This is a genomic window from Klebsiella sp. HC6 (assembly GCF_022605325.1).
GTDB classification, from domain to species: Bacteria; Pseudomonadota; Gammaproteobacteria; order Enterobacterales; family Enterobacteriaceae; genus Klebsiella; species Klebsiella terrigena.
Genome location: NZ_CP093276.1, coordinates 870183 through 892587 on the forward strand (window position 1 = coordinate 870183; position 22405 = coordinate 892587).

Here is a 22405-nt window from a genome sequence, read left to right on the forward strand (position 1 = left end):
AAACGCGATACCGACTTGAACCCGCAGGCATTAACGGCGATAATTCGCCCAACAAGCAGTCACCCTATTCAAACCCTTCCTCGTCGGGCCTAACGACGCGGAGGGGTTTTTTTATGTGCATTTTTAACACTATCGCCTGTAAAAAGAGGTCACACCCATGAGCACTTTAGGTCATCAATACGATAATTCCCTGGTCTCTAACGCGTTTGGTTTTTTGCGTCTGCCGCTGAACTTCCAGCCGTACGACAGCGACGCCGACTGGGTGATCACCGGCGTTCCTTTTGATGCGGCAACCTCCGGCCGCGCGGGCGGGCGTCACGGTCCTGCCGCGATCCGTCAGGTTTCCACCAACCTTGCCTGGGAAGGCAACCGCTTCCCGTGGAACTTCGACATGCGCGAGCGTCTGAACGTTGTCGACTGCGGCGATCTGGTTTACGCCTTCGGCGACGCGCGCGACATGAGCGAACGTTTGCAGGCCCACGCTGAGAAGCTGCTGGCGGCCGGGAAACGTATGCTCTCCTTCGGCGGCGATCACTTCGTCACCCTGCCGCTGCTGCGCGCGCACGCTAAGCATTTCGGTAAAATGGCGCTGGTGCATTTCGATGCCCATACCGACACCTACGCCAACGGCTGCGAGTTCGATCACGGCACCATGTTCTACACCGCGCCGAACGAAGGCCTGATCGATCCGAACCATTCCGTACAGATCGGTATCCGCACCGAGTTCGACAAAGACAACGGCTTTACCGTGCTGGATGCGGGCCAGGTTAACGATCGCAGCGCTGACGACGTTATCGCTCAGATCAAACAGATCGTTGGCGATATGCCGGTCTATCTGACCTTCGACATTGACTGTCTGGATCCGGCGTTTGCGCCGGGCACCGGTACGCCGGTGATCGGTGGGCTGACCTCGGACCGCGCGATCAAGCTGGTGCGCGGCCTGAAGGATCTGAACATCGTTGGCATGGACGTGGTGGAAGTGGCTCCGGCCTACGATCAGTCCGAGATCACCGCCCTGGCGGCGGCGACCCTGGCGCTGGAAATGCTCTATATCCAGGCGGCGAAAAAGGGCGAATAAGCCCTAAGCGCTCACTGCTGCTGCGCGACGCATGCGCAGCAGCAGCACGCCTCCGGCAAGCAGGGTAACGACCTGTGACGCCACCAGTACCGAAAATCCTGAACTGACCGACCCGACCGACTTCATCACCAGCCCCATCAGCAGCGGGATAAACGCCGCGCAGATATTGCCGATACCGTTAATGATGCCGTAGGCGCTGCCAACCGCCTCCCTCGCCGCGTGATGCTGCACCACCGCCGGTATCGCCGCCCCCTGAAGCCCCCAAAAGATATTGGCCGACAGCATAAACAGCGCCAGCCACGCCGGCTGGTGGCTGAGCATCAGCGCCAGTATCGAGCAGGCCGTCAGAAGACCGCCGCTTATAAACAGCAGCGGAGCCTGCTCGGGGCGCATTTTATCGAGCAGCACGCCGCCAAGAAATTTTGAACCCAGGCTGAGCAGAAAGGGGATCGCCGCCAGAACGCCGGTGGCCTGTAGCGAGAAGTGATGCTCGTCGCGCAGCCACGCCGGCAGCCAGGCGCTGCTGCCCCACAGATAGCTGAGGGTGGCGATCTCGACCAGCAGGATCCAGCCGAGCAGCGGCGTACGCCAGGCCAGCTGAAACGTCTGCTTAAAGCCGGAGCGAGACCTTTGCGCCGCCGCGGCAGGAGCCGGCAGGAAGCGCCAGATCAGCCCGCCGCCGAGCAGCAGGTTCAGCGCGGCCAGGCTGTAGAAAGAGCCTTGCCACCCCTGATGCTCAATTAAAAAAGTGACCAGCGGGAAGCCCACCGCCAGCCCCAGCGAGACCCCGAGCGCGGTAACCGCGTTCGGTTTGCCGATCTCGCCGGCGGCGAAGCTGTCGCTGATAAAGCGCGTTTTAAGTGAAAATAGCGGCCCCTCCGCAATACCTAAAATAACGCGGGCGATCAGCATTCCGAACAGCGAGCCGAGCAGCGGAGAAACGGCGCACACCGCGGCCCAGATAGCGATGCTGATTAATAGCCCCTGCCGATAGTGCAGCCGGTTTTCAATGACCGGCGTTAAGAGTAGCGCCGACAGCCCATAGCCCACGAGAAAGCAGGTCATCAGCATTCCCTGTAACATTCTGTTTTCATTTAGCAGAAAGTGGGCCGCAAATTCGGGGTTAAGTATCATTACTGAGATATTTACCCGGTCAATATAAGAGATGATAATTAACAACAGTAGCGCGATTGTTCCCTGCCATCTTGCGGTCATGATTATTCTTTTCTCCCGGTCATTTATGAATCAAAGGCGCTATTTTTAAATAACGGTGATAGTCACGTATGTAAAATGATTCACAGGTGAAACTCATTGTTTTAAAAGATATTGATTGAAAAGTGTTTCACCAGTGAAACTCGATGTTTAGCCGGATTTATCATTTTTAATGATTGTATGGAAAAGAAGTCAATAGTCTTTTTCGAAAAGTTAAGCGCCTGCTTAATTTATTTTTATGCCCCCTTTTAAATATCACAATTTCATATTGCCGCAATTTTTCGTGATCGATTGCACACTTAGATAATTAAATCACGATCGGTTAACAAATCCTTCACATTGCCGCTTGACGAAAGATTGAACGCTTTTATATTGACCGTATTAAATAAGAAACAGAGTTTCATATATGAAACAAAGCCTGGAGGATCGTGATGAGCTGGATAGGCGTATGTGACGCAGAGCAGGTACAGGAAGATTTCCCTTATAGCGGCAATATCGACGGTAAAGAGATCGGCATTTATCTGATTGATGGCGAGTATTACGCGCTGGAGGACGTGTGTCCCCATGCCTACGCGCTGTTAAGCCAGGGCTTTGTGGAAGACGGCAAGGTTGAATGCCCGCTGCACGAAGCGGTATTCGATGTGAAAACCGGTCAGTGCCTGCACGGTCCGGGCGGTCGTAGCCTCAATCGTTACCCGGTGCGGGTATTCGACAATCAGATCCAGATTACTTTTATCGAGGAGAGCGTGGCATGAGCGAAACCCTGAACTTCAACCCGGCGCTGCCGGAAAGCCGCCAGTTTACGCCGCCCGCCGAGGGCGGAAACGGCAATATCCACCGGCCTGGCGACTACGCCAATCTTATCTGGCAGACCCGCAGCCGCGTTCCGGAGAGCTGGGAGCTGCAGCTTATCGCCACCCTTGAAGGGCTGTTTGAGCAGGGCGCAGAGAGCCTGACGCAGCTGGTGGACGGGCTGAACGACCTCCGGATGCACGACCAGCAGGGCGAACCGTGGAGCGAAGCCAGCTTTGAGGCTTTTTTGCAGGTAAACGGATACTGAGGACACAGCGATGACGACAACGGTACAAAACTATCTCGATAAAGGTTTACGCGGCCTGTGGTATCCGGTGCTGGCAAGCTGGGAGGTGCAGTCCGCGCCGGTGGGCATCACCCGCCTCGGCGAGCAGATCGTTATCTGGCGTAATAAAGACGGCCAGCTGCAGGCGCTGGAAGACCGCTGCCCGCACCGCGGCGCGCGCCTGTCGATGGGCTGGAACCTCGGCGACCGCATCGCCTGCTGGTATCACGGCGTGGAAGTGGCGGGAAACGGCGAAGTGAAAGATGTCCCGGCGGTCGACAAGTGTCCGCTGGTGGGCCAGCAGTGCGTGCGCAGCTATAGCGTTCAGGAAGCGCACGGGGCGATCTTCTTATGGTTTGGCGCCACGGCGAACCAGCAGCCGGAGGAGCTGAGCTTCCCGGAAGAGCTGGCTAACGGCGACAAATACAGCAACTTCCTCTGCACCGCCGCGTGGAAATGCAACTATCAGTACGCGCTGGAAAACGTCATGGACCCGATGCACGGTACCTATCTGCACTCCTCTTCGCACTCGATGGCGGAAGGGGAGCGTAAAGCGGACATGGTGCTGCAGCCGACCAAAACCGGCTTTATCTTTGAGAAGAAGGGGCAGAGCGGCGTCAACTTTGACTGGGTAGAGCTCGGCAATAGCGGCGCCTGCTGGATGCGCCTGTCGATCCCGTATCAGAAACGCTTTGGGCCAGGAGGCCACTTCTTTATCGTCGGCATGGTGGTGCCGGAAGATAACGACAACTGTCGGGTCTTTTTCTGGCGTATCCGCGGTGTGCAGGGCTGGCAGCGCGATATGTGGCGCTTCATGTACCGCAACCGCCTGGAAAAACTGCACTGGGAAGTGCTCGAGCAGGATCGCGTGGTGCTGGAGAGCCTGGCGCCGAACGCCCGCGACCACGAATATCTCTATCAGCACGACGTCGGGCTGTCGCGCCTGCGCCGCATGATGCAAAAAGCGGCCAAAGAGCAGCTGGCGGCGCGCGAAGAACAGCAGGGCGCCGCCTGATGAACGGGCTGCTGAACGGAAAACGTATCGTGGTGACCGGGGCCGCGCGCGGGCTGGGCTATCACTTCGCCAAAGCCTGCGCGGAGCAGGGGGCGAAGGTCGTGATGTGCGACATCCTCGAGGGCCAACTGGCCGAGAGCGCGCATGGGCTCAGTGAACAAGGTTTTGCCATCGAGTCTTACGCTATCGATCTGGCCGATCCGCGCTCAATCGCGCAGGCGTTTAGCGCGATTGGCGAACGAGGTCCTATTGACGGACTGGTGAATAACGCCGCGATGGCCACCGGCGTCGGCGGCAAAAATATGATCGATTACGATCCGGATCTGTGGGATCGGGTGATGTCGGTTAACGTCAAAGGCACCTGGCTGGTGACCCGGGCGGCGGTGCCGCTGCTGCGTGAAGGCAGCGGGATCGTTAACGTGGCGTCGGACACCGCGCTGTGGGGCGCGCCGCGTCTGATGGCCTACGTAGCCAGCAAAGGCGCGGTGATCGCCATGACCCGCTCAATGGCGCGGGAGCTCGGGGAGAAGCGCATTCGCATCAACGCTATCGCCCCGGGGCTGACCCGCGTTGAGGCCACCGAGTACGTTCCGGCTGAACGTCATCAGCTGTATGAGAACGGCCGGGCTCTGAGCGGCGCCCAGCAGCCGGAGGATGTTACCGGCAGCGTGGTGTGGCTGCTCAGCGAGCTGTCGCGGTTTATCACCGGACAGCTGATCCCGGTCAACGGCGGATTTGTTTTTAACTAAAGAGGCGAGGCGGTATGGCAAACGAGCGGGAAGTGAAGTACCTGGTGCCGGGCCTGGAGCGGGGGCTGGAGCTGCTGCTGGCGTTTGGCGAGCAGCATCGCGATCTGACCTTCGCCGAGCTGCATCGGCTGGTGGATATGCCGAAGGCGACCGCCTATCGCGTGGTGCAGACGCTGGAATATATGGGCTTTCTGGAGCGCAATCCGCGCACCAATACCTTTTCGCTCGGGATGAACGTCCTGCGTCTGGGCTTTGAATATATCGCCTCCCTGGATGTGGCGCAGGTCGGTCAGCCGGTGATTGAGCAGCTGCGCGATACCAGCCAGTGCAGCAGCCACCTGGCGATCCGCGACGGGCGGGACATCATCTACATCGCCCGCGTCAGCGCCGCCGGCTCGCGCATTAATCAGGTCAGCATCGGCACCCGGCTGCCGGTCCACTGCACTTCGCTTGGCCGCATGCTGCTGACCGATGTCTCCCGCCGCGAGTTCGAGCTGCTGTTCCCTGACGAGCGGCTGCCGGGCAATACGCCGGGGCAAATTCACGACCGTGAAGCGCTGTGGCAGATGGTGCAGCAGGATAAGGCGCGGGGCTTTGTGATCGGCGAGTCCTTCTACCGTCACGGGATCTCCTCCATCGTTTACCCGGTCTACGATCGCAGCGGACGGGTGGCGGCGGTGGTGAGTATCCTGGTGCCGTCGGATGAGATCCCGCAGGCCGATCGCGAGCGGCTGCAAAACGATGTCAGCATGGCGGCGGACAAAATTTCAGGCTTCCTCGGGCATTTAGCTCAGGCTATTTAAATCAATACGTTAACTGCAGGCGCTTGGCTGCGTCGGGCATGTTTTACGCCCAAATCCGGGCGACCGAACGGTAAAGAGGCAACGAACGATGAGTGTAACCGGAATTGAAAAGCTGGAATTTGGCGTCGACGACCTGACCCATAGCGCCAAATTTATGCGTGATTTTGGCCTGACGAGCGATGCCGGCGGCCGGGGTTTTACCACCCTGAGCGGCGCCCAGGTCATGCTCAACCCGATCAACAGCCCGGATCTGCCGCCCGCTTTTGAGGCGGGCAATACCCTGCGCCGGATGACCTGGGGCGTGGCGGACCGGGCGGCGCTGGAGGCGCTGCGGCCGAAGCTGGCGCAGCAGCCGGCCTTTCGCGAAGTGGACGGCGCCCTCGAGTGCCAGGATCCGAACGGCATGACGCTGCGGGTCCAGGTGAGCCAGCAGACGCCGGTTGAGCTGGACGTTGAGCCGATAAACCAGTGGGGCGACGTGCGGCGGATCGATACGCCGAGCCCGGTTTATGACCGCGCCCAGCCGATCAACATCGGCCACGTGGTGTTCTTCGTGGAGGAGCTGGCGGCGGTAGAGAGCTTTTACCGCGAAGTGCTCGGTTTCCAGGTGTCCGATCGCTATATCAACCGCGCGGTGTTCCTGCGCTGCGGCGTGCGCGGCGGGCATCACAATCTCTTCTTATTACAGCTGCCGACCCGCAGGCGCGGCCTTAACCACGTCGCCTTTACGGTGCGCGATATCCACGAAGTGATCGGCGGCGGGATCGCGATGAACAAAAGCCAGTGGAGCACCTTTATCGGCCCCGGCCGCCACCCGGTCTCTTCGGCCTATTTCTGGTACGTCAACAGCCCGACCGGCGGCGCGTTTGAGTACTACACCAACGACGACTATCTGACGGAAAACTGGCAGCCGCGCGAGCTGGAACACTCCCTGGTTTCCTTTACCGAGTGGGCGGTGGAGGGCGGTATCGACCACGACACCCGCCGCCAGCAGAAAAAGCCGGAGGCGGTATGACGGTGCGGATAGTGATTATCGGCGGCGGCCAGGCCGGCGGCTGGGCGGCAAAAACGCTGCGTGATGAAGGCTTCGACGGCGAGATCTGCATCATCGCCGAGGAGGAGTGGGATTTTTACGAGCGCCCACCGCTGTCGAAGGCGGCGCTGCTGGAGGCCGAACCGGCGCTGCCGCGTCTGTTTAGCGCAGAAGCTCAGCAGGCGCTGAACCTGAAGTGGTACCGCCCGCAGCGGGCGGAGGCCATCGATCGTGAGGCGAGAACCGTGCGCCTGAGCGGCGGCGAGCGGCTGACCTACGACCGCCTGCTGATCGCTACCGGCGGCCGCGCCCGCCTGCCCGGCGAGGCGTGGGCGCAGCATCCCCAGGTCTACACCCTGCGCCACTGGCAGGATGCCCGGCGCCTGAAGCAGCGCCTGGCGGCCAGCACCCGGCTGGCGATCGTCGGCGGCGGCTGGATTGGCCTCGAGATTGCCGCCTCGGCGCGCAAAAGCGGCGTCGAGGTCACGCTCTACGAACAGCAGCCGGCGCTGTGCATGCGCTCGGTAAGCGGCGAGGTGTCGCAGGAGCTGGAATGGCTGCACCGCGATCGGGGGGTCAACGTCCGCACGGGGTGCGGTGCGCTGGGCCTCGAAGATAGCGACGGCCTGCCGGTGATCCGCTGCGACGGCCGATGTCAGACCTTCGATGCGGTGGTGGTGGGGATCGGCGTCGATCTTAATCTGGAGCTGGCGCAGGAGGCGGGCCTGCCCGTCGATCGCGGGATCGTGGTCGATGCCCAGGGACGAACGGCCGATCCGGCTATTTTCGCCGCCGGCGACGTCGCCCGCCATCACCAGTACGGCCTGTGCATTCAGTCGTGGGCCTTTGCCCAGAATCAGGCGGTGGCGACCGCGAAGGCGATGCTCGATCCGCAGGCCGAGGGCTACGACGAAGCGCCGTGGCTGTGGTCGGATCAATACGCGCACAATATTCAGATCCTCGGTATTCCGCAGCCGGGAACCCGGACGGTGGTTCGCCGCGATCCCAAAGGGCCGCTGTTTTTCTCGATCGCTGGCGACGGCCGGCTCAGCCAGCTGGTGGCGTTTAACGATGCGCGCACCGTCAAGCTGGCGAAGCGCTGGATGGCGGCGGGGAGGGATCTTTCCGCCGTGCCGCTCGACGATCTGACCTTTTCGCTGATGTCATTGCGATAACACCCGCGCACCCTTAAGGGGGAGAGATGACCACATTAGAGACCAACACCGCGCCCTCCGTGGCGGGCGGTGAGGGCGTCCACGCGCCTGAAAAAGCGGTTCGCTGGGCCATTCCGCTGTCGTTACTGGCCTGCGTGCTGCTGGCATTCTTCGACAAAATCAGCATTGCGGCGCTGTTTTCCGATAGCCATTTTCAGCAGGCGATGGGCATCGATTTTGATACCACCCGCCTCGGCATCCTGATGAGCGCTTTTTTACTGAGCTACGGCTTCTCCTCGGTTCTGCTCAGCGGGCTGGGCGACCGCATCGCGCCGCTGCGTCTGCTCACCGGCATGATGGTGGTGTGGTGCGTATTAATGGTGATGATGGGATTCACCCACAGCTACAGCGCCATGATCGTGCTGCGCGTGCTGCTCGGCATCGCCGAGGGGCCGCTGTTTCCGCTGGCCTTTGCCATCGTGCGCCACACCTTCCCCCAGCGTCTGCAGGCGCGCGCCACCATGCTGTGGCTGCTCGGGACGCCGGTCGGCGCGGCCATCGGCTTCCCGCTCTCCATCTGGTTGCTCAGCACCTTCGGCTGGCAAAGCACCTTCTTTGCGATGGCGATGCTGACGGCGCCGGTGCTGATTTTTGTCCGTATCGGCCTGCGCGGCATCCAGCTGGAGGGCAAAACGTCCGCAGCCGCCAGCTCGCAGGAAGAGCGGCGTAGCGCCCGCCGGGAGCTGTTTGTCAGTCCGCACTTCTGGATGATCTGCGTCTTCAATATCGCTTTCCTGGCCTATCTGTGGGGCATCAACGGCTGGCTTCCCGGCTACCTGATTAAGGGCAAGGGTATCCACCTGGAGCACGCCGGCTGGCTGTCGTCGATGCCGTTTATCGCCATGCTGCTCGGCGAAATCATCGGGGCGTGGCTTTCAGACCGGGTGGATAAACGCGCGGCCGCCTGCTTTATCTCGCTGGCCGGAGCGGCGGTGGGTCTGGCGGCGGTGATGCACTTCACCACTCCGCTAACGGTTATCGCGGCGATGAGCTTTAGCACCTTCATGTGGGGAACCGGCGCCCCCAATATTTTTGCGCTGCTGGCGAAGGCGACCCATCCCCGGGTCAGCGCCACGGCGGGTGGGATTTTCAACGGGTTGGGAAACTTTGCCGGCGCCCTGTCGCCTGCGGTGATGGGCGCGCTTATCGCCTTCACCCACAGCATGGATTCCGGACTGATCTTTCTGGCGGTGATGGCGGTCGTAGGCTGTCTCCTGTTGCTGCCGCTGCTAAGACGTTACTGAGGAGAAGACGATGACAGATTCAAGCGTAACTGCAAAACAGGGCCTCAAGCCTGAGCACCTGACGATGGAAGAGTGGATTGAGTCGCGTATCGCGCGCTTTGAAGGACGCAAATATGACTGGAACGCGCTGAAGTTCCAGGCCGATTTCGACCCGAAATACCGCCGCGCCCAGATGCGCTACATCGGCACCGGCGCCACCGGCGTCGCCAACGACACCAATACCGTGGCGGCGGAGAACTTCACCTTCTCCACCATGGTGCTGCCGGCTAAGTGCGAAGGGCCGCTGCACCTGCACGATGACGTCGAAGAGGTGTTTTTCATGCTCAAGGGGCAGATAACCCTGATGGTTCAGGACGGCGACAGCTACACCGAAACCGTGCTGCGCGAGCGCGACCTGATCTCCGTCCCGGCGGGGATCTACCGCGGGCTGTTTAACCACGGCGAAGAGGAAGCGCTGATGTGCGTGATGCTCGGCACCCGCAAGCCGAATATCCCGACCTATCCGGAAGATCATCCTCTGTCAAAAGTGAAGCGCGGTTAAGGAGGCGGTATGACGGGTTTTCGTGAACAGGGGAGCGGCACGCCGCTGGTGCTGCTGCACGGTATCAGCTCCGGCGCGGCCTCCTGGCATAAGCAGATGGCGCTGCCCGGCTACCGCGTGCTGGCCTGGGATATGCCCGGTTATGGCGAAAGCCCTATGTTGTCGGCCGAGCGTGCGGATGCCGGCGACTATGCCGAGGCGCTGGCGCAGCTGCTCGACCTCGCCGGCGTTGAGCGGGCGGTGCTGGTGGGCCACTCGCTGGGCGCGCTGGTAGCCAGCGCCTTTGCGGCAAAGTACCCCGGGCGCGTTCTGCGCCTGGTGCTGGCCGATGCCGCGCAGGGCTACGGCCGGGCGGACGCCGCGCAGCGTGAAAAAATCTGGCTGGGCCGCCGGCAGCAGATGGCCGCCGGCGGCGAAGCGATGGCGCAGGGCCGGGCGGCGAAGCTGCTGCACCCCTGTAGCGATGAGGCCAACGTTGCCGTCGTTGCCGCCGGGATGCGCAGGCTGCGCGCCGAGGGCTACCTGGCCGCGGCGTGGATGCTGGCCCATGACGATATTCACCGCTGGCTTGGCGATTTTCGCGGCCGCTTTGAGGCGTGGTGCGGTGAGCAGGACGCCATTACCCAGCCGGAGCTGGTGCACGGCCTGGCGCTGCGCTACCGCATGCCGTACGTCGGCATCCCGCGAGCGGGGCACGCCAGCTATCTCGATAACGATACATTTTTCAATCAACAGCTTTTACGGGTAGGGGAAGAGGTGCGCGATGAATGCACAAATTGAGGGGCGCGTAGCGGTGGTCACCGGCGGGTCGTCAGGAATTGGCTTTGAAACGCTGCGCCTGCTGCTGGGGGAAGGGGCGAAGGTCGCCTTCTGCGGCCGCAATCCGGACCGGCTCGCCAGCGCCCATGCGGCGCTGCAAAACGAATATCCCGGCGCGGACGTCTTCTCTTACCGCTGCGACGTGCTGAAAGAAGACGAGGTGCAGGACTTTGCCGACGCGGTCGCGGCGCGCTTTGGCGGTGCCGACATGCTGATTAATAACGCCGGCCAGGGGTACGTGGCGCACTTCGCCGATACGCCGCGGGAGGCGTGGCTGCACGAGGCGGAGCTCAAGCTGTTCGGGGTGATTAACCCGGTGAAGGCCTTTCAGGCGCAGCTCGAGCGCTCGGATATCGCCTCGATCACCTGCGTGAACTCGCTGCTGGCGCTGCAGCCGGAGGAGCACATGATTGCCACCTCCGCGGCGCGCGCGGCGCTGCTCAACATGACCCTGACGCTGTCGAAGGACCTGGTTGCCAAAGGCATTCGGGTGAACTCCATTCTGCTCGGCATGGTGGAGTCTGGACAGTGGCAGCGGCGCTTTGAAAACCGCACGGACAGGAGCCAGAGCTGGCCCGAGTGGACGGCGGATATCGCCCGCAGGCGCGGTATCCCGATGGCGCGCCTCGGCAGGCCGAACGAGCCGGCGCAGGCGCTGCTGTTCCTCGCCTCGCCGCTGGCGTCGTTTACCACCGGTGCGGCGCTGGATGTCTCCGGCGGCTTTTGCCGTCATCTGTAAGGAGTTGAGATGAAAAAGATCATGCTCATCGGCTATGGCGCAATGGCGCAGGCGGTGATTGAACGGCTGCCGCCGCAGGTTGCCCTGGGCTGGGTGGTGGCGCGCGAGGCGCACCACGCGGCGATCCGCCAGCGCTTCGGCGATGCGGTAGCGGTGCTGGAGGACCCGCAGGCCTGTACGCAAACCCCGGATCTGGTGCTGGAGTGCGCCAGCCAGCAGGCGGTGGCGCAGTTTGGCGAAGCCATTCTCAGGCGCGGCTGGCATCTGGCGGTGATCTCCACCGGCGCGCTGGCGGATAGCGAGCTGGAAAAACGCCTCAACGGCGCCGGAGGCCGGCTAACCCTGCTTTCCGGCGCGGTGGCCGGTATTGACGGCCTGGCGGCAGCGAAAGAGGGCGGTCTTGAGCAGGTGACCTACCGGTCGCGCAAAAGCCCGGCCAGCTGGCGCGGCAGCTATGCGGAAATGCTCATCGACCTCAACGCGGTCAGTGAAGCAAAGATCTTTTTTGAAGGCAGCGCGCGCGAAGCGGCCCGCCTGTTTCCGGCGAACGCCAACGTTGCGGCAACCGTGGCGCTGGGCGGCATCGGGATGGACGATACCCGGGTACAGCTGATGGTCGATCCGATGACCCGGCGCAATACCCACACGCTGCACGTACAGGGCGCGTTTGGCGAGTTCCACCTGGAGCTCAGCGGACTGCCGCTCGCCAGCAACCCAAAAACCTCCACCCTGGCGGCACTGAGCGCGGTTCGCGCCTGCCGCGAACTGGCATAGCGCAAAGAGGCGACGATGGATGAGTTAAAGATTTTTATCGGCGGTCGCTGGCGCTACGGCGGCGGCAACCTGATGCACAGCCTGTTTCCGGCCGACGGCTCGGTCAACGCCACGCTGCATGCGGCAAGCCTTGACGATCTGCACGAGGCGATCGCGCTGGCCGAAAGCGCCTGGCGCCAGCCGGCGTGGCGCAGCATGCTGCCCCATCTACGGGCAAAGATCCTGCATAGGGCGGCGGATATTATCGAATCCCGCCTTGAGGAGCTGACGCGGATGCAGAGCCGCGACAACGGCAAGCCGCTGGCGGAGGCGCGAGGCCTGGTGATGAGCGCCGCGGGCAGCGCCCGCTACTTTGCCGCCGCCTGCGAGCTGCTGGAGGGCGAACTGCCGACCCCGCGGCAGGCGGATCTGCTGACGCTCAGCCGCTACGAGCCGCTGGGCGTGGTGGCGGCGATTACGCCGTGGAACTCGCCGATCGCCAGCGAGATGCAAAAAGTGGCCCCGGCGATCGCCGCCGGTAACGCGGTGATCCTCAAGCCGGCGGAGGCCACGCCGCTGATGGCGCTGGAGCTGGCGCGGATCTTCGAACAGGCCGGCCTGCCGGCGGGCCTGCTCAGCGTCCTGCCGGGGAAAGGATCGGTGATTGGCGACGCCCTGGCCCGCCACCCTCTGGTGCGCAAAATTTCGTTTACCGGCGGCACCAGCACCGGACGTCATCTGGCGCACGTGGCGGCGGAAAAGCTGATCCCGGCGTCGCTGGAGCTCGGCGGCAAATCTCCGACCATCGTGCTGGAAGATGCCGATATCGAGCAGGCGGCGCGCGGCATCTGCTACGGCATCTTTAGCTCCGGCGGCCAGGCCTGCATCGCCGGCTCGCGGCTGTTTGTGCATGAAAAAGTCTATCCGCAGCTGATGGCGCGCCTGCTGGAGCTGACCCGCGGGCTCAGAATCGGCCATCCGTTTAGCGCGGAGACCCACGTCGGACCGCTGATTAATGAAAAGCACCGCGACAGCGTGCTGGAGTACGTCGAGCTGGCGAAACGCGAAGGCGGCCGGGTGCTGTGCGGCGGCGAGATCCCGGCGGATCCGGCGCTGGCGACAGGCAGCTATTTTCAACCGACGATCGTTGAGGGGCTGACCAACGCGGCCCGCGCCTGCCGGGAGGAGATCTTCGGCCCGGTGCTGGTGGCGATGAGCTTCAGCGATGAAGATGCGCTGATCCAGCAGGCCAATGATTCGGTATACGGCCTGGCGGCGGGGATCTGGACGCGGGACAGCGGACGCGCCCTGCGCTTAAGCGATCGCCTGGAAGCCGGAACGGTGTGGATCAACACCTACAAGGTTTTCTCCATTTCGACCCCGTTTGGGGGCTTTAAAGAGAGCGGCCTGGGCCGCGAAAAAGGGATTCAGGGGCTAAAGGCCTGGATGCAACAAAAGAGCATTTATCTGGCGACGGGTAATAGCGTCAACCACTGGTGCGACTAAGAGAAGGGTGTGCAATGAGCGAAATGATAACCGTCGGCGAAGCCATCGCCAGAACGCTGGAGCAGTACAACGTTGAGGCTATTTACGGCGTCATCTCTATTCACAACCTGCCGATCGCCGATGCGGTAGGCCAGCGCGGAAAGATCCGCTTTGTTCCGGCGCGCGGTGAGGCCGGATCGGTCACTATGGCCGACGCCCACGGGCGCTTTTCCGGACTGGGCGTGGCGTTGACCAGCACCGGCGCGGGGGCCGGCAACGCGGTAGGGGCGCTGGTGGAGGCGATGAACGCCTGTACGCCGCTGCTGCACCTCACCGGTCAGGTGGAGAAAACCTGGCTCGATGCCGACACCGGCTTTATTCACGAAACCCGCGACCAGCTGACCTTCCTGAAGGCCAGCTCGAAGCGCGCGTACCGCATCAGCAACGCCAGCCAGGCGCTGGCTATCCTGCATAAGGCGATTCAGGAGGCGCAAACGCCGCCGTGCGGTCCGGTCTCGGTTGAAATCCCGATTGATATTCAGGGCGCGAAAATCCCGGCCTCGCTGGTGACCGCCGCGCTGAAAGCGGCCCCGGCGGCGAAGGCCGATAGCGCCACCGTCGATGCGCTGTGGGCGCAGCTCCGCCAGGCTAAACGACCGCTGCTGTGGCTGGGCGGCGGGGCTATCGGCAGCGCGGCGGCGGTGAAAAAGCTGGCCGATTCCGGGATGACGGTGATCTCCAGCACCCACGGCCGCGGCGTGCTGCCGGACGCGCACCGCGCCAGCCTGCGCGCCTTCCACAATTCGCCGTCCGTTGAAGCGCTGATGGCGCAGTGCGATTTTACCCTGGTGGCGGGCTCGCGCCTGCGCAGCAACGAAACCCGCTCCTGGACCCTCGAGCTGCCGTCGCCAAGGGTGCAGATTGATATCGACCCGGCGGCGGCCAGCCGTAACTATCTGATGGATAACACGCTGATTGCCGACTGTGCCAGCCTGCTGGCGGCGCTGGCGGAAAAAGCGCAGGGGCGTGAATGGGGTAATGTCCAGTGGGATGCGCAGGTCAAAGAGGCGGTCGCGCTGGCGGATAGCGGGCTGCGCGAGCAGTGCGGCGCCTACGCGCAGCTGAACGACGCCATCGCCCAGGCGCTGCCTGACGACGGGATCCTGGTGCGCGATATCACCGTTTCCGGCAGCCTGTGGGGGAGCCGCCTGTTCCGCGCCCACGGCCCGTTAATGAACATCCACTCGCTGGCCGGGGCCATTGGCATGGGCCTGCCGATGGCGATCGGCACGGCGATTGCTAACCCGCAGCGGAAGGTGGTCGGCCTCGTCGGCGACGGCGGGCTGAGCCTGAATCTGGGGGAGCTGGCGACGCTGGCGCAGGAAAAGGCTAACGTCACGCTGATTGTCATGAACGATGGCGGCTACGGCGTGATGCGCGGGATTCAGGATAAGTATTTCGGCGGGCGTCAGTATTACAACGAGCTGCATACTCCGGATTTCACGCTGCTGGCGCAGGCCATCGGCCTGCAGGCGTGGAGCGTTGAGCGGGCGGAGGATTTCCAGTCGGTGATGACCGAAGCGCTGGCGATGCCGGGGCCGTCGGTGGTGGAGGTCAAAATGGGGCAGATTGGCGCGCTGCGTTTTGCCGGGCCGCCGCAGAAAACGCTGTATTAAGCCGTTTTCCCCTCTCTGGCGCTGCAGAGAGGGGAACCGGGATTATTTAATTCCGTCGGCCTTCATGCGATCGCGGATGTGCTGAGCGCGCTCCTGGGATGCCGGGTGATCGTCAAACATTGAGCTCTGACGCCCGGCTTCCAGCTTGGCCAGCTTCTCGAAGCTGGTGGCCAGTCCTGACGGATTAATTCCGCGCTTACGCAGCAGATCGTAGGAGTAGTCGTCCGCTTCGGACTCCTGGCGCTGGGAGAACTGCGAGTTCACCAGCTTTTCGCCAAGATCGCCCAGCTGAGACTGGGACAGGCTGCCGACGATACCGCCCGCCGACGCGGCGGCGGCGCGAACGGCGTTGGTGCCGAGAGCCACCTGCATGCCTTTCTTCACGTGACCCAGCGCAACGTGGCCCATTTCGTGGCCGATAACCGCTTCCACTTCGTTATCGTTCATGATGTCCATCAGGCCGCTGTATACGCGGATGCAGCCGTTGGCCATCGCAAACGCGTTAACGTCTTTGGTTTCATACACTTTGTAGTTAACCGGCTGGCCGTTGATATTGTCTCCCAGCGCGGCGGCGATTTTATTCAGACGCTTGCTGTAGTCGCTGCCGGCGGGCGAAATAGTCGCCTTGCTATCCATCTCTTTACAGGCCTGGTCGCTGAGCGCTTTGACCTGCGCGTCGCTTAGAGAATAAGCCTGAAAAGCCTCGGCGCCGGAGCTGAGGAGGGCGTTGGAGTCCATGTTCTGACATCCGGTAAGCGTTGCTGCGATCCCAAGGGCAAGAATAGTTGAGCGAATTTTCATTTTTTATCTTCCACAATCTTACGATTTTTTGTCTGAAAAAGGCGACGGTAAGCATGTCGCATCCTGCACAAATTATAAAGAGTATTGCGAGTTACGGGCGAGAGGATTCCGGGGCAGCACAACCTGTTCCGGAGATTTCTTAAACCACAAAAGGATGCTCCATGTACATGTTTTGTCGCTTGGGTTACATTGTTGTCACTTTTTTCCGGCGTAGCCCAAAACGCGCTCTCGTCAAGTCGTTAAGGGTATGGCCTTCAACAGTCCGAACTGGAGTCAAAATGTCCTCACGTAAAGAGCTTGCTAACGCTATTCGTGCGCTGAGCATGGACGCGGTACAGAAAGCCAAATCCGGCCACCCGGGTGCCCCGATGGGTATGGCTGACATTGCCGAAGTCCTGTGGCGTGATTTCCTGAATCATAACCCGAACAACCCGGCCTGGGCCGATCGCGACCGTTTCGTGCTCTCCAACGGCCACGGCTCAATGCTGATTTACAGCCTGCTGCATCTCACCGGTTATGATCTGCCGATTGAAGAACTGAAAAACTTCCGTCAGCTGCACTCCAGAACCCCGGGCCACCCGGAAGTCGGCTACACCGCCGGCGTTGAAACCACCACCGGCCCGCTGGGCCAGGGGATTGCCAACGCGGTCGGCATGGCGATTGCTGAAAAAACCCTGGCGGCGCAGTTCAACCGTCCGGGCCACGATATCGTTGACCACTTCACCTACGCCTTCATGGGCGACGGCTGCATGATGGAAGGCATTTCTCACGAAGTGTGCTCCCTGGCCGGTACTCTGAAGCTGGGCAAGCTGGTGGCGTTCTATGACGACAACGGCATCTCCATCGACGGTCACGTTGAAGGCTGGTTCACCGACGATACCGCTAAACGTTTCGAAGCCTACGGCTGGCACGTGGTGCGCGGCGTTGACGGCCACGACGCCGACGCCATCAAGCGCGCGGTGGAAGAAGCGCGCGCGGTGACCGACAAGCCGTCCCTGCTGATGTGCAAAACCATCATCGGCTTCGGTTCGCCGAACAAAGCCGGTACCCACGACTCCCACGGCGCGCCGCTGGGCGACGCGGAAATCGCGCTGACCCGCGAGGCCCTGGGCTGGAAACACCCGGCGTTTGAAATCCCGTCTGACATCTACGCGCAGTGGGATGCCAAAGAAGCCGGTCAGGCGAAAGAAGCGGCGTGGAACGAGAAGTTTGCCGCCTACGCCAGCGCCTTCCCGCAGGAAGCCGCCGAGTATACCCGCCGTATGAAAGGCGAGATGCCGGCCGACTTCGGCGCGAAAGCGAACGAGTTCATTGCGAAGCTGCAGGCTAACCCGGCGAAAATCGCCAGCCGTAAAGCGTCGCAGAATGCGATTGAAGCCTTTGGCCCGCTGCTGCCTGAATTCCTCGGCGGCTCGGCTGATCTGGCGCCGTCGAACCTGACTATCTGGTCCGGTTCGAAAGCCATCAACGAAGACAGCGCCGGGAACTACATCCACTACGGCGTGCGTGAGTTCGGGATGACCGCGATTGCCAACGGTATCTCCCTGCACGGCGGTTTCCTGCCGTACACCTCCACCTTCCTGATGTTCGTGGAATATGCCCGTAACGCGGTGCGTATGGCGGCGCTGATGAAACAGCGTCAGGTGATGGTCTACACCCACGACTCCATCGGTCTGGGCGAAGACGGCCCGACGCACCAGCCGGTCGAGCAGGTGGCTTCCCTGCGCGTGACGCCGAACATGAGCACATGGCGTCCGTGCGACCAGGTGGAATCGGCGATTGCGTGGAAATACGGCGTGGAGCGTCACGACGGCCCGACGGCGCTGATCCTGTCGCGTCAGAACCTGGCGCAGCAGGAGCGTACGGAAGAGCAGCTGGCGAACGTTGCCCGCGGCGGCTACGTGCTGAAAGATTGCGCCGGCCAGCCGGAGCTGATCTTCATCGCCACGGGTTCAGAAGTTGAGCTGGCGGTTGCCGCGTGGGACCAGCTGTCTGCGGAAGGGGTGAAGGCGCGGGTGGTATCCATGCCGTCCACCGACGCGTTCGACAAGCAGGATGCGGCGTACCGTGAATCGGTGCTGCCGAAAGCGGTTTCGGCTCGCGTGGCGGTGGAAGCGGGTATCGCCGACTACTGGTTCAAATACGTGGGGCTGAACGGCGCCATCGTCGGCATGACCAGCTTCGGCGAGTCCGCGCCGGCTGAGCTGCTGTTCGAAGAGTTCGGCTTCACCGTTGAGAACGTGGTCGCTAAGGCGAAAGCGCTGCTGTAGTTCTGAGCAACGCGCTCCGCGACGGCATCAGAAGAATGAGCCGGGCTAACGCCCGGCTTTTTTGTTGCTGTTATTCCCGATGGCCGTCACGAGGCTGCATATTATTCCAGTGAAAATGTGATGTATGTCAGATTACGCGCTTCTCATACTGGACAAGCATTCCTTTTATTCCGCGTTTGGCTTATTCTAGCTGAAGCGTTTCAGTCGTCTAAATGTTCGACAATTAATCAATCAGTCGCAGTTTGCGACGGGTAAGGTTTCCCTCCGGGCGTTGCTGGATTACTCTGTCAGCCACCTCACATCAGGGATAACCTTGCAGGAGACCTATGACCATACGCATTGCGATTAATGGCTTCGGTCGCATAGGACGCAACGTGGTTCGTGCTTTATATGAATCCGGGCGTCGTGCGGAAATTACCGTGGTGGCAATCAACGAGCTGGCGGATGCTGCGGGCATTGCGCACTTATTGAAATATGACACCAGCCATGGGCGCTTTGCCTGGGACGTTCGCCAGGAGCGGGAGCAGCTTTACGTTGGCGATGACGTCATTCGCCTGCTGCACGAAGCTTCAATAGAGGCGCTACCCTGGCAAGAGCTGGCGGTGGATATCGTACTTGATTGTACCGGGGTTTACGGCAGCCGTGAGCATGGCGAAGCCCATCTTCAGGCTGGCGCGAAGAAGGTTATCTTTTCGCATCCCGGCGGTAACGATCTCGATGCCACCGTCGTGTTCGGCGTTAACCATGATGAGCTACGTGCAGAGCACCGTATTGTCTCCAACGCCTCCTGCACCACCAACTGCATTATTCCGGTCATTAAGCTGTTAGATGATGCCTACGGCATTGAGTCAGGGACGGTAACAACGATCCACTCCGCCATGCACGATCAGCAGGTTATAGACGCCTATCATCCGGATTTACGCCGTACGCGTGCGGCCAGTCAGTCAATTATTCCGGTTGATACTAAACTTGCGGCGGGGATCGCACGTATTTTCCCTCAGTTTAACGACCGTTTTGAAGCGATTGCGGTTCGCGTACCGACGATAAATGTGACGGCGATCGACCTGAGCGTGACGGTGAAAAAACCGGTAAAGGCTAGTGAAGTCAACCAGTTGCTGCAAAAAGCAGCGCAGGGAACATTTCATGGTATAGTTGACTATACGGAATTACCGTTAGTCTCGACAGATTTTAACCACGATCCGCACAGCGCCATCGTTGATGGCACCCAGACGCGGGTGAGTGGGGCGCATTTGATCAAAACGTTGGTCTGGTGCGATAACGAATGGGGCTTTGCTAACCGGATGCTCGACACGACGTTAGCGATGGCCGCTCAAGGTTTCAGGTAAAGTGCGTGAGCGCTTGCAAAACTTTATGAATCAACGAGAGGATTCACCATGTCTGTAATTAAGATGACCGATCTGGATCTGGCTGGTAAACGCGTTTTTATCCGTGCCGATCTGAACGTACCAGTTAAAGACGGTAAAGTAACCAGCGACGCGCGTATTCGTGCTTCTCTGCCGACCATTGAGCTGGCTCTGAAGCAGGGCGCTAAAGTGATGGTCACTTCTCACCTGGGTCGTCCGACCGAAGGCGAGTACAACGAAGAATTCTCTCTGCTGCCGGTTGTTAATTACCTGAAAGACAAGCTGTCCAACCCGGTTCGCCTGGTTAAAGATTACCTGGACGGCGTTGAAGTTGCCGCCGGTGAACTGGTTGTTCTGGAAAACGTTCGCTTCAACAAAGGCGAAAAGAAAGACGACGAAGCGCTGTCTAAAAAATACGCCGCGCTGTGCGACGTATTCGTTATGGATGCCTTCGGTACCGCCCACCGTGCCCAGGCTTCTACCCACGGTATCGGTAAATTTGCCGACGTAGCCTGCGCCGGTCCTCTGCTGGCTGAAGAGCTGGACGCGCTGGGTAAAGCGCTGAAAGAGCCGGCTCGCCCGATGGTTGCCATCGTCGGTGGTTCTAAAGTTTCCACTAAGCTGACCGTTCTGGACTCGCTGTCTAAAATCGCTGACCAGCTGATTGTCGGCGGCGGTATCGCCAACACCTTCGTCGCCGCTCAGGGTCACAACGTCGGCAAATCCCTGTACGAAGCTGACCTGGTTGACGAAGCCAAGCGCCTGCTGACGACCTGCGACATCCCGGTTCCGACCGACGTTCGCGTGGCGACTGAATTCTCCGAAACGGCGACCGCAACCCTGAAATCTGTTAACGACATCAAAGATGAAGAGCAGATTCTGGACCTCGGCGACGTTTCCGCGCAGAAGCTGGCTGATATCCTGAAAAACGCCAAAACCATTCTGTGGAACGGCCCGGTCGGCGTGTTTGAGTTCCCGAACTTCCGTAAAGGCACTGAAATCGTGGCTAACGCCATCGCCGACAGCGAAGCGTTCTCCATTGCAGGCGGCGGCGATACCCTGGCTGCAATTGACCTGTTTGGCATCTCGGACAAAATTTCCTACATCTCTACTGGCGGCGGCGCGTTCCTCGAATTCGTGGAAGGCAAAGTACTGCCAGCAGTAGCAATGCTCGAAGAGCGCGCTAAGAAGTAAGTTTGTACAGGCGGGTAACACCGCCTGTTTTTCAAATTCTATTCAATTGTCGCTCTAAATAATTCGCGCTGCCGGAAGGCAGCGACGCGGCGAACCCCGGCGGCTTACGCAAGTGAGCGGCGGCGGTAAGCGAGGAAAGCCAACGCACCGGCAGCACGAATTGTGACGAGCAGAAACGGCCGAAGATACAGGACTACGTAACATGTCTAAAATTTTTGATTTTGTAAAACCTGGCGTGATCACTGGTGATGACGTTCAGAAAGTGTTCCAGGTAGCTAAAGAGAATAACTTCGCACTGCCAGCGGTTAACTGTGTGGGTACTGACTCCATCAACGCCGTTCTGGAAGCAGCTGCAAAAGCTAAATCTCCGGTTATCGTTCAGTTCTCTAACGGCGGCGCGGCGTTCATCGCTGGCAAAGCGGTTAAAACCGACGTTCCTCAGGGTGCGGCAATTCTCGGTGCTATCTCCGGTGCACATCACGTTCACCAGATGGCTGAACACTACGGCGTGCCGGTTATTCTGCATACCGACCACTGCGCGAAGAAACTGCTGCCGTGGATCGACGGCCTGCTGGACGCCGGTGAAAAACACTTCGCCGCTCACGGCAAACCGCTGTTCTCTTCCCACATGATTGACCTGTCCGAAGAGTCCCTGCACGAAAACATCGAGATCTGCTCTAAGTATCTGGCGCGCATGGCCAAAATGGACATGACTCTGGAAATCGAACTGGGCTGCACCGGTGGCGAAGAAGACGGCGTGGACAACAGCCACATGGACGCTTCTGCGCTGTACACCCAGCCGGAAGACGTTGATTACGCGTACACTGAACTGAGCAAGATCAGCCCGCGTTTCACCATCGCTGCTTCCTTCGGTAACGTACACGGCGTGTACAAGCCGGGCAACGTGGTTCTGACCCCGACTATCCTGCGCGACTCTCAGGAATATGTTTCTAAGAAACATAACCTGCCGCACAACAGCCTGAACTTCGTCTTCCACGGCGGTTCCGGTTCTTCTGCTCAGGAAATCAAAGACTCCGTAAGCTACGGCGTGATCAAAATGAACATCGATACCGACACCCAATGGGCAACCTGGGACGGTATCCTGCAGTACTACAAAACTAACGAAGCTTACCTGCAGGGCCAGCTGGGCAACCCGAAAGGCGAAGACCAGCCGAACAAGAAATACTACGATCCGCGCGTATGGCTGCGCGCTGCTCAGACGTCCATGGTGACTCGTCTGGAGCAGGCATTTAAAGAGCTGAACGCGATCGACGTTCTGTAAGAAAATTCTGTTTCTTGCCCTGAAGCCCGCTTAACTGCGGGCTTTTTCGTTTCCA

At 60.5% G+C, this 22405-nt stretch carries 21 protein-coding genes; 19 read left to right on the forward strand and 2 right to left on the reverse strand.

Features of this window, described 5'->3' with window-relative positions:
• The first annotated feature begins 157 nt into the window (after positions 1 to 157).
• Complete coding sequence (gene speB, locus MMW58_RS04275; protein ID WP_076946678.1) at positions 158 to 1078, forward strand: agmatinase; 921 nt, start codon at positions 158 to 160, stop codon at positions 1076 to 1078.
• A 3-nt stretch (positions 1079 to 1081) separates the two neighbouring features.
• On the opposite strand, the gene MMW58_RS04280 is transcribed toward speB, so the two are convergent.
• Entirely contained in the window at positions 1082 to 2293 is a 1212-nt protein-coding gene (locus MMW58_RS04280) for an MFS transporter (RefSeq protein ID WP_241722772.1), read from the reverse strand.
• Positions 2294 to 2721: 428 nt separating this feature from the next.
• Between MMW58_RS04280 and MMW58_RS04285 the strand changes: the two genes are divergently transcribed.
• The 14 genes from MMW58_RS04285 to MMW58_RS04350 all read left to right on the forward strand — a co-directional run bounded on the left by MMW58_RS04285 (position 2722) and on the right by MMW58_RS04350 (position 15439).
• The gene (locus MMW58_RS04285; RefSeq protein ID WP_041147189.1) at positions 2722 to 3045 is read left to right on the forward strand and encodes a Rieske (2Fe-2S) protein; all 324 of its coding nucleotides are present in this window, start codon (positions 2722 to 2724) and stop codon (positions 3043 to 3045) included.
• Positions 3042 to 3350, forward strand: coding sequence for a recombinase-like helix-turn-helix domain-containing protein (locus MMW58_RS04290; RefSeq protein WP_045857092.1), 309 nt, complete (start codon positions 3042 to 3044; stop codon positions 3348 to 3350). Before MMW58_RS04285 ends, MMW58_RS04290 begins: the two co-directional genes overlap by 4 nt.
• 10 nt (positions 3351 to 3360) lie before the next feature.
• On the forward strand, positions 3361 to 4383 hold the full coding sequence (locus tag MMW58_RS04295) for an aromatic ring-hydroxylating oxygenase subunit alpha (RefSeq protein ID WP_045857094.1): 1023 nt from the start codon (positions 3361 to 3363) through the stop codon (positions 4381 to 4383).
• The gene (locus MMW58_RS04300) at positions 4383 to 5132 is read left to right on the forward strand and encodes an SDR family oxidoreductase (RefSeq protein ID WP_159237131.1); all 750 of its coding nucleotides are present in this window, start codon (positions 4383 to 4385) and stop codon (positions 5130 to 5132) included. The genes MMW58_RS04295 and MMW58_RS04300 overlap by 1 nt, the downstream gene beginning before the upstream one ends.
• A gap of 14 nt (positions 5133 to 5146) precedes the next feature.
• The gene (locus tag MMW58_RS04305; RefSeq protein ID WP_045857098.1) at positions 5147 to 5935 is read left to right on the forward strand and encodes an IclR family transcriptional regulator; all 789 of its coding nucleotides are present in this window, start codon (positions 5147 to 5149) and stop codon (positions 5933 to 5935) included.
• Between the two features lie 88 nt (positions 5936 to 6023).
• Positions 6024 to 6950 carry a VOC family protein gene (locus MMW58_RS04310; protein ID WP_159237132.1) on the forward strand — a complete coding sequence of 309 codons (927 nt, stop codon included), beginning with the start codon at positions 6024 to 6026 and terminating at the stop codon, positions 6948 to 6950.
• Positions 6947 to 8143, forward strand: coding sequence for an NAD(P)/FAD-dependent oxidoreductase (locus MMW58_RS04315; RefSeq protein ID WP_241722773.1), 1197 nt, complete (start codon positions 6947 to 6949; stop codon positions 8141 to 8143). The genes MMW58_RS04310 and MMW58_RS04315 overlap by 4 nt, the downstream gene beginning before the upstream one ends.
• A 26-nt stretch (positions 8144 to 8169) precedes the next feature.
• Positions 8170 to 9426 carry an MFS transporter gene (locus MMW58_RS04320; protein WP_045857103.1) on the forward strand — a complete coding sequence of 419 codons (1257 nt, stop codon included), beginning with the start codon at positions 8170 to 8172 and terminating at the stop codon, positions 9424 to 9426.
• 10 nt (positions 9427 to 9436) lie between these two features.
• Positions 9437 to 9967 carry a cupin domain-containing protein gene (locus tag MMW58_RS04325; protein ID WP_095099295.1) on the forward strand — a complete coding sequence of 177 codons (531 nt, stop codon included), beginning with the start codon at positions 9437 to 9439 and terminating at the stop codon, positions 9965 to 9967.
• 9 nt (positions 9968 to 9976) lie between these two features.
• Entirely contained in the window at positions 9977 to 10747 is a 771-nt protein-coding gene (locus MMW58_RS04330; protein ID WP_241722774.1) for an alpha/beta fold hydrolase, read from the forward strand.
• Entirely contained in the window at positions 10731 to 11525 is a 795-nt protein-coding gene (locus MMW58_RS04335; RefSeq protein WP_241722775.1) for an SDR family oxidoreductase, read from the forward strand. The genes MMW58_RS04330 and MMW58_RS04335 overlap by 17 nt, the downstream gene beginning before the upstream one ends.
• 9 nt (positions 11526 to 11534) lie before the next feature.
• Complete coding sequence (locus MMW58_RS04340; protein ID WP_159237135.1) at positions 11535 to 12299, forward strand: aspartate dehydrogenase; 765 nt, start codon at positions 11535 to 11537, stop codon at positions 12297 to 12299.
• A gap of 15 nt (positions 12300 to 12314) precedes the next feature.
• On the forward strand, positions 12315 to 13784 hold the full coding sequence (locus MMW58_RS04345; protein ID WP_241722776.1) for an aldehyde dehydrogenase: 1470 nt from the start codon (positions 12315 to 12317) through the stop codon (positions 13782 to 13784).
• A 14-nt stretch (positions 13785 to 13798) separates the two neighbouring features.
• Positions 13799 to 15439: a thiamine pyrophosphate-binding protein gene (locus tag MMW58_RS04350; RefSeq protein ID WP_241722777.1), complete on the forward strand. Its 1641-nt coding sequence runs from the start codon at positions 13799 to 13801 to the stop codon at positions 15437 to 15439.
• Between the two features lie 42 nt (positions 15440 to 15481).
• On the opposite strand, the gene loiP is transcribed toward MMW58_RS04350, so the two are convergent.
• A complete protein-coding gene (loiP, locus tag MMW58_RS04355) occupies positions 15482 to 16240 on the reverse strand; it encodes a metalloprotease LoiP (RefSeq protein WP_045857115.1) in 759 nt (252 codons plus the stop codon).
• Positions 16241 to 16518: 278 nt separating this feature from the next.
• On the opposite strand from loiP, the gene tkt reads away from it, so the two are divergent.
• The 4 genes from tkt to fbaA all read left to right on the forward strand — a co-directional run bounded on the left by tkt (position 16519) and on the right by fbaA (position 22350).
• Complete coding sequence (gene tkt / locus MMW58_RS04360) at positions 16519 to 18510, forward strand: transketolase (protein ID WP_241722778.1); 1992 nt, start codon at positions 16519 to 16521, stop codon at positions 18508 to 18510.
• A 326-nt stretch (positions 18511 to 18836) separates the two neighbouring features.
• Complete coding sequence (gene epd, locus MMW58_RS04365) at positions 18837 to 19856, forward strand: erythrose-4-phosphate dehydrogenase (RefSeq protein ID WP_041147173.1); 1020 nt, start codon at positions 18837 to 18839, stop codon at positions 19854 to 19856.
• Between the two features lie 48 nt (positions 19857 to 19904).
• A complete protein-coding gene (gene pgk / locus MMW58_RS04370; RefSeq protein WP_041147172.1) occupies positions 19905 to 21068 on the forward strand; it encodes a phosphoglycerate kinase in 1164 nt (387 codons plus the stop codon).
• A 202-nt stretch (positions 21069 to 21270) separates the two neighbouring features.
• On the forward strand, positions 21271 to 22350 hold the full coding sequence (gene fbaA, locus MMW58_RS04375) for a class II fructose-bisphosphate aldolase (protein WP_041147171.1): 1080 nt from the start codon (positions 21271 to 21273) through the stop codon (positions 22348 to 22350).
• Positions 22351 to 22405: the final 55 nt, after the last annotated feature.

Coding starts and splice junctions, on each gene's coding strand:
- speB (WP_076946678.1), top strand. CDS start 158: ATGAGCACTTTAGGTCATCAATACGATAATTCCCTGGTCTCTAACGCG.
- MMW58_RS04280 (WP_241722772.1), bottom strand. CDS start 2,293: ATGACCGCAAGATGGCAGGGAACAATCGCGCTACTGTTGTTAATTATC.
- MMW58_RS04285 (WP_041147189.1), top strand. CDS start 2,722: ATGAGCTGGATAGGCGTATGTGACGCAGAGCAGGTACAGGAAGATTTC.
- MMW58_RS04290 (WP_045857092.1), top strand. CDS start 3,042: ATGAGCGAAACCCTGAACTTCAACCCGGCGCTGCCGGAAAGCCGCCAG.
- MMW58_RS04295 (WP_045857094.1), top strand. CDS start 3,361: ATGACGACAACGGTACAAAACTATCTCGATAAAGGTTTACGCGGCCTG.
- MMW58_RS04300 (WP_159237131.1), top strand. CDS start 4,383: ATGAACGGGCTGCTGAACGGAAAACGTATCGTGGTGACCGGGGCCGCG.
- MMW58_RS04305 (WP_045857098.1), top strand. CDS start 5,147: ATGGCAAACGAGCGGGAAGTGAAGTACCTGGTGCCGGGCCTGGAGCGG.
- MMW58_RS04310 (WP_159237132.1), top strand. CDS start 6,024: ATGAGTGTAACCGGAATTGAAAAGCTGGAATTTGGCGTCGACGACCTG.
- MMW58_RS04315 (WP_241722773.1), top strand. CDS start 6,947: ATGACGGTGCGGATAGTGATTATCGGCGGCGGCCAGGCCGGCGGCTGG.
- MMW58_RS04320 (WP_045857103.1), top strand. CDS start 8,170: ATGACCACATTAGAGACCAACACCGCGCCCTCCGTGGCGGGCGGTGAG.
- MMW58_RS04325 (WP_095099295.1), top strand. CDS start 9,437: ATGACAGATTCAAGCGTAACTGCAAAACAGGGCCTCAAGCCTGAGCAC.
- MMW58_RS04330 (WP_241722774.1), top strand. CDS start 9,977: ATGACGGGTTTTCGTGAACAGGGGAGCGGCACGCCGCTGGTGCTGCTG.
- MMW58_RS04335 (WP_241722775.1), top strand. CDS start 10,731: ATGAATGCACAAATTGAGGGGCGCGTAGCGGTGGTCACCGGCGGGTCG.
- MMW58_RS04340 (WP_159237135.1), top strand. CDS start 11,535: ATGAAAAAGATCATGCTCATCGGCTATGGCGCAATGGCGCAGGCGGTG.
- MMW58_RS04345 (WP_241722776.1), top strand. CDS start 12,315: ATGGATGAGTTAAAGATTTTTATCGGCGGTCGCTGGCGCTACGGCGGC.
- MMW58_RS04350 (WP_241722777.1), top strand. CDS start 13,799: ATGAGCGAAATGATAACCGTCGGCGAAGCCATCGCCAGAACGCTGGAG.
- loiP (WP_045857115.1), bottom strand. CDS start 16,240: ATGAAAATTCGCTCAACTATTCTTGCCCTTGGGATCGCAGCAACGCTT.
- tkt (WP_241722778.1), top strand. CDS start 16,519: ATGTCCTCACGTAAAGAGCTTGCTAACGCTATTCGTGCGCTGAGCATG.
- epd (WP_041147173.1), top strand. CDS start 18,837: ATGACCATACGCATTGCGATTAATGGCTTCGGTCGCATAGGACGCAAC.
- pgk (WP_041147172.1), top strand. CDS start 19,905: ATGTCTGTAATTAAGATGACCGATCTGGATCTGGCTGGTAAACGCGTT.
- fbaA (WP_041147171.1), top strand. CDS start 21,271: ATGTCTAAAATTTTTGATTTTGTAAAACCTGGCGTGATCACTGGTGAT.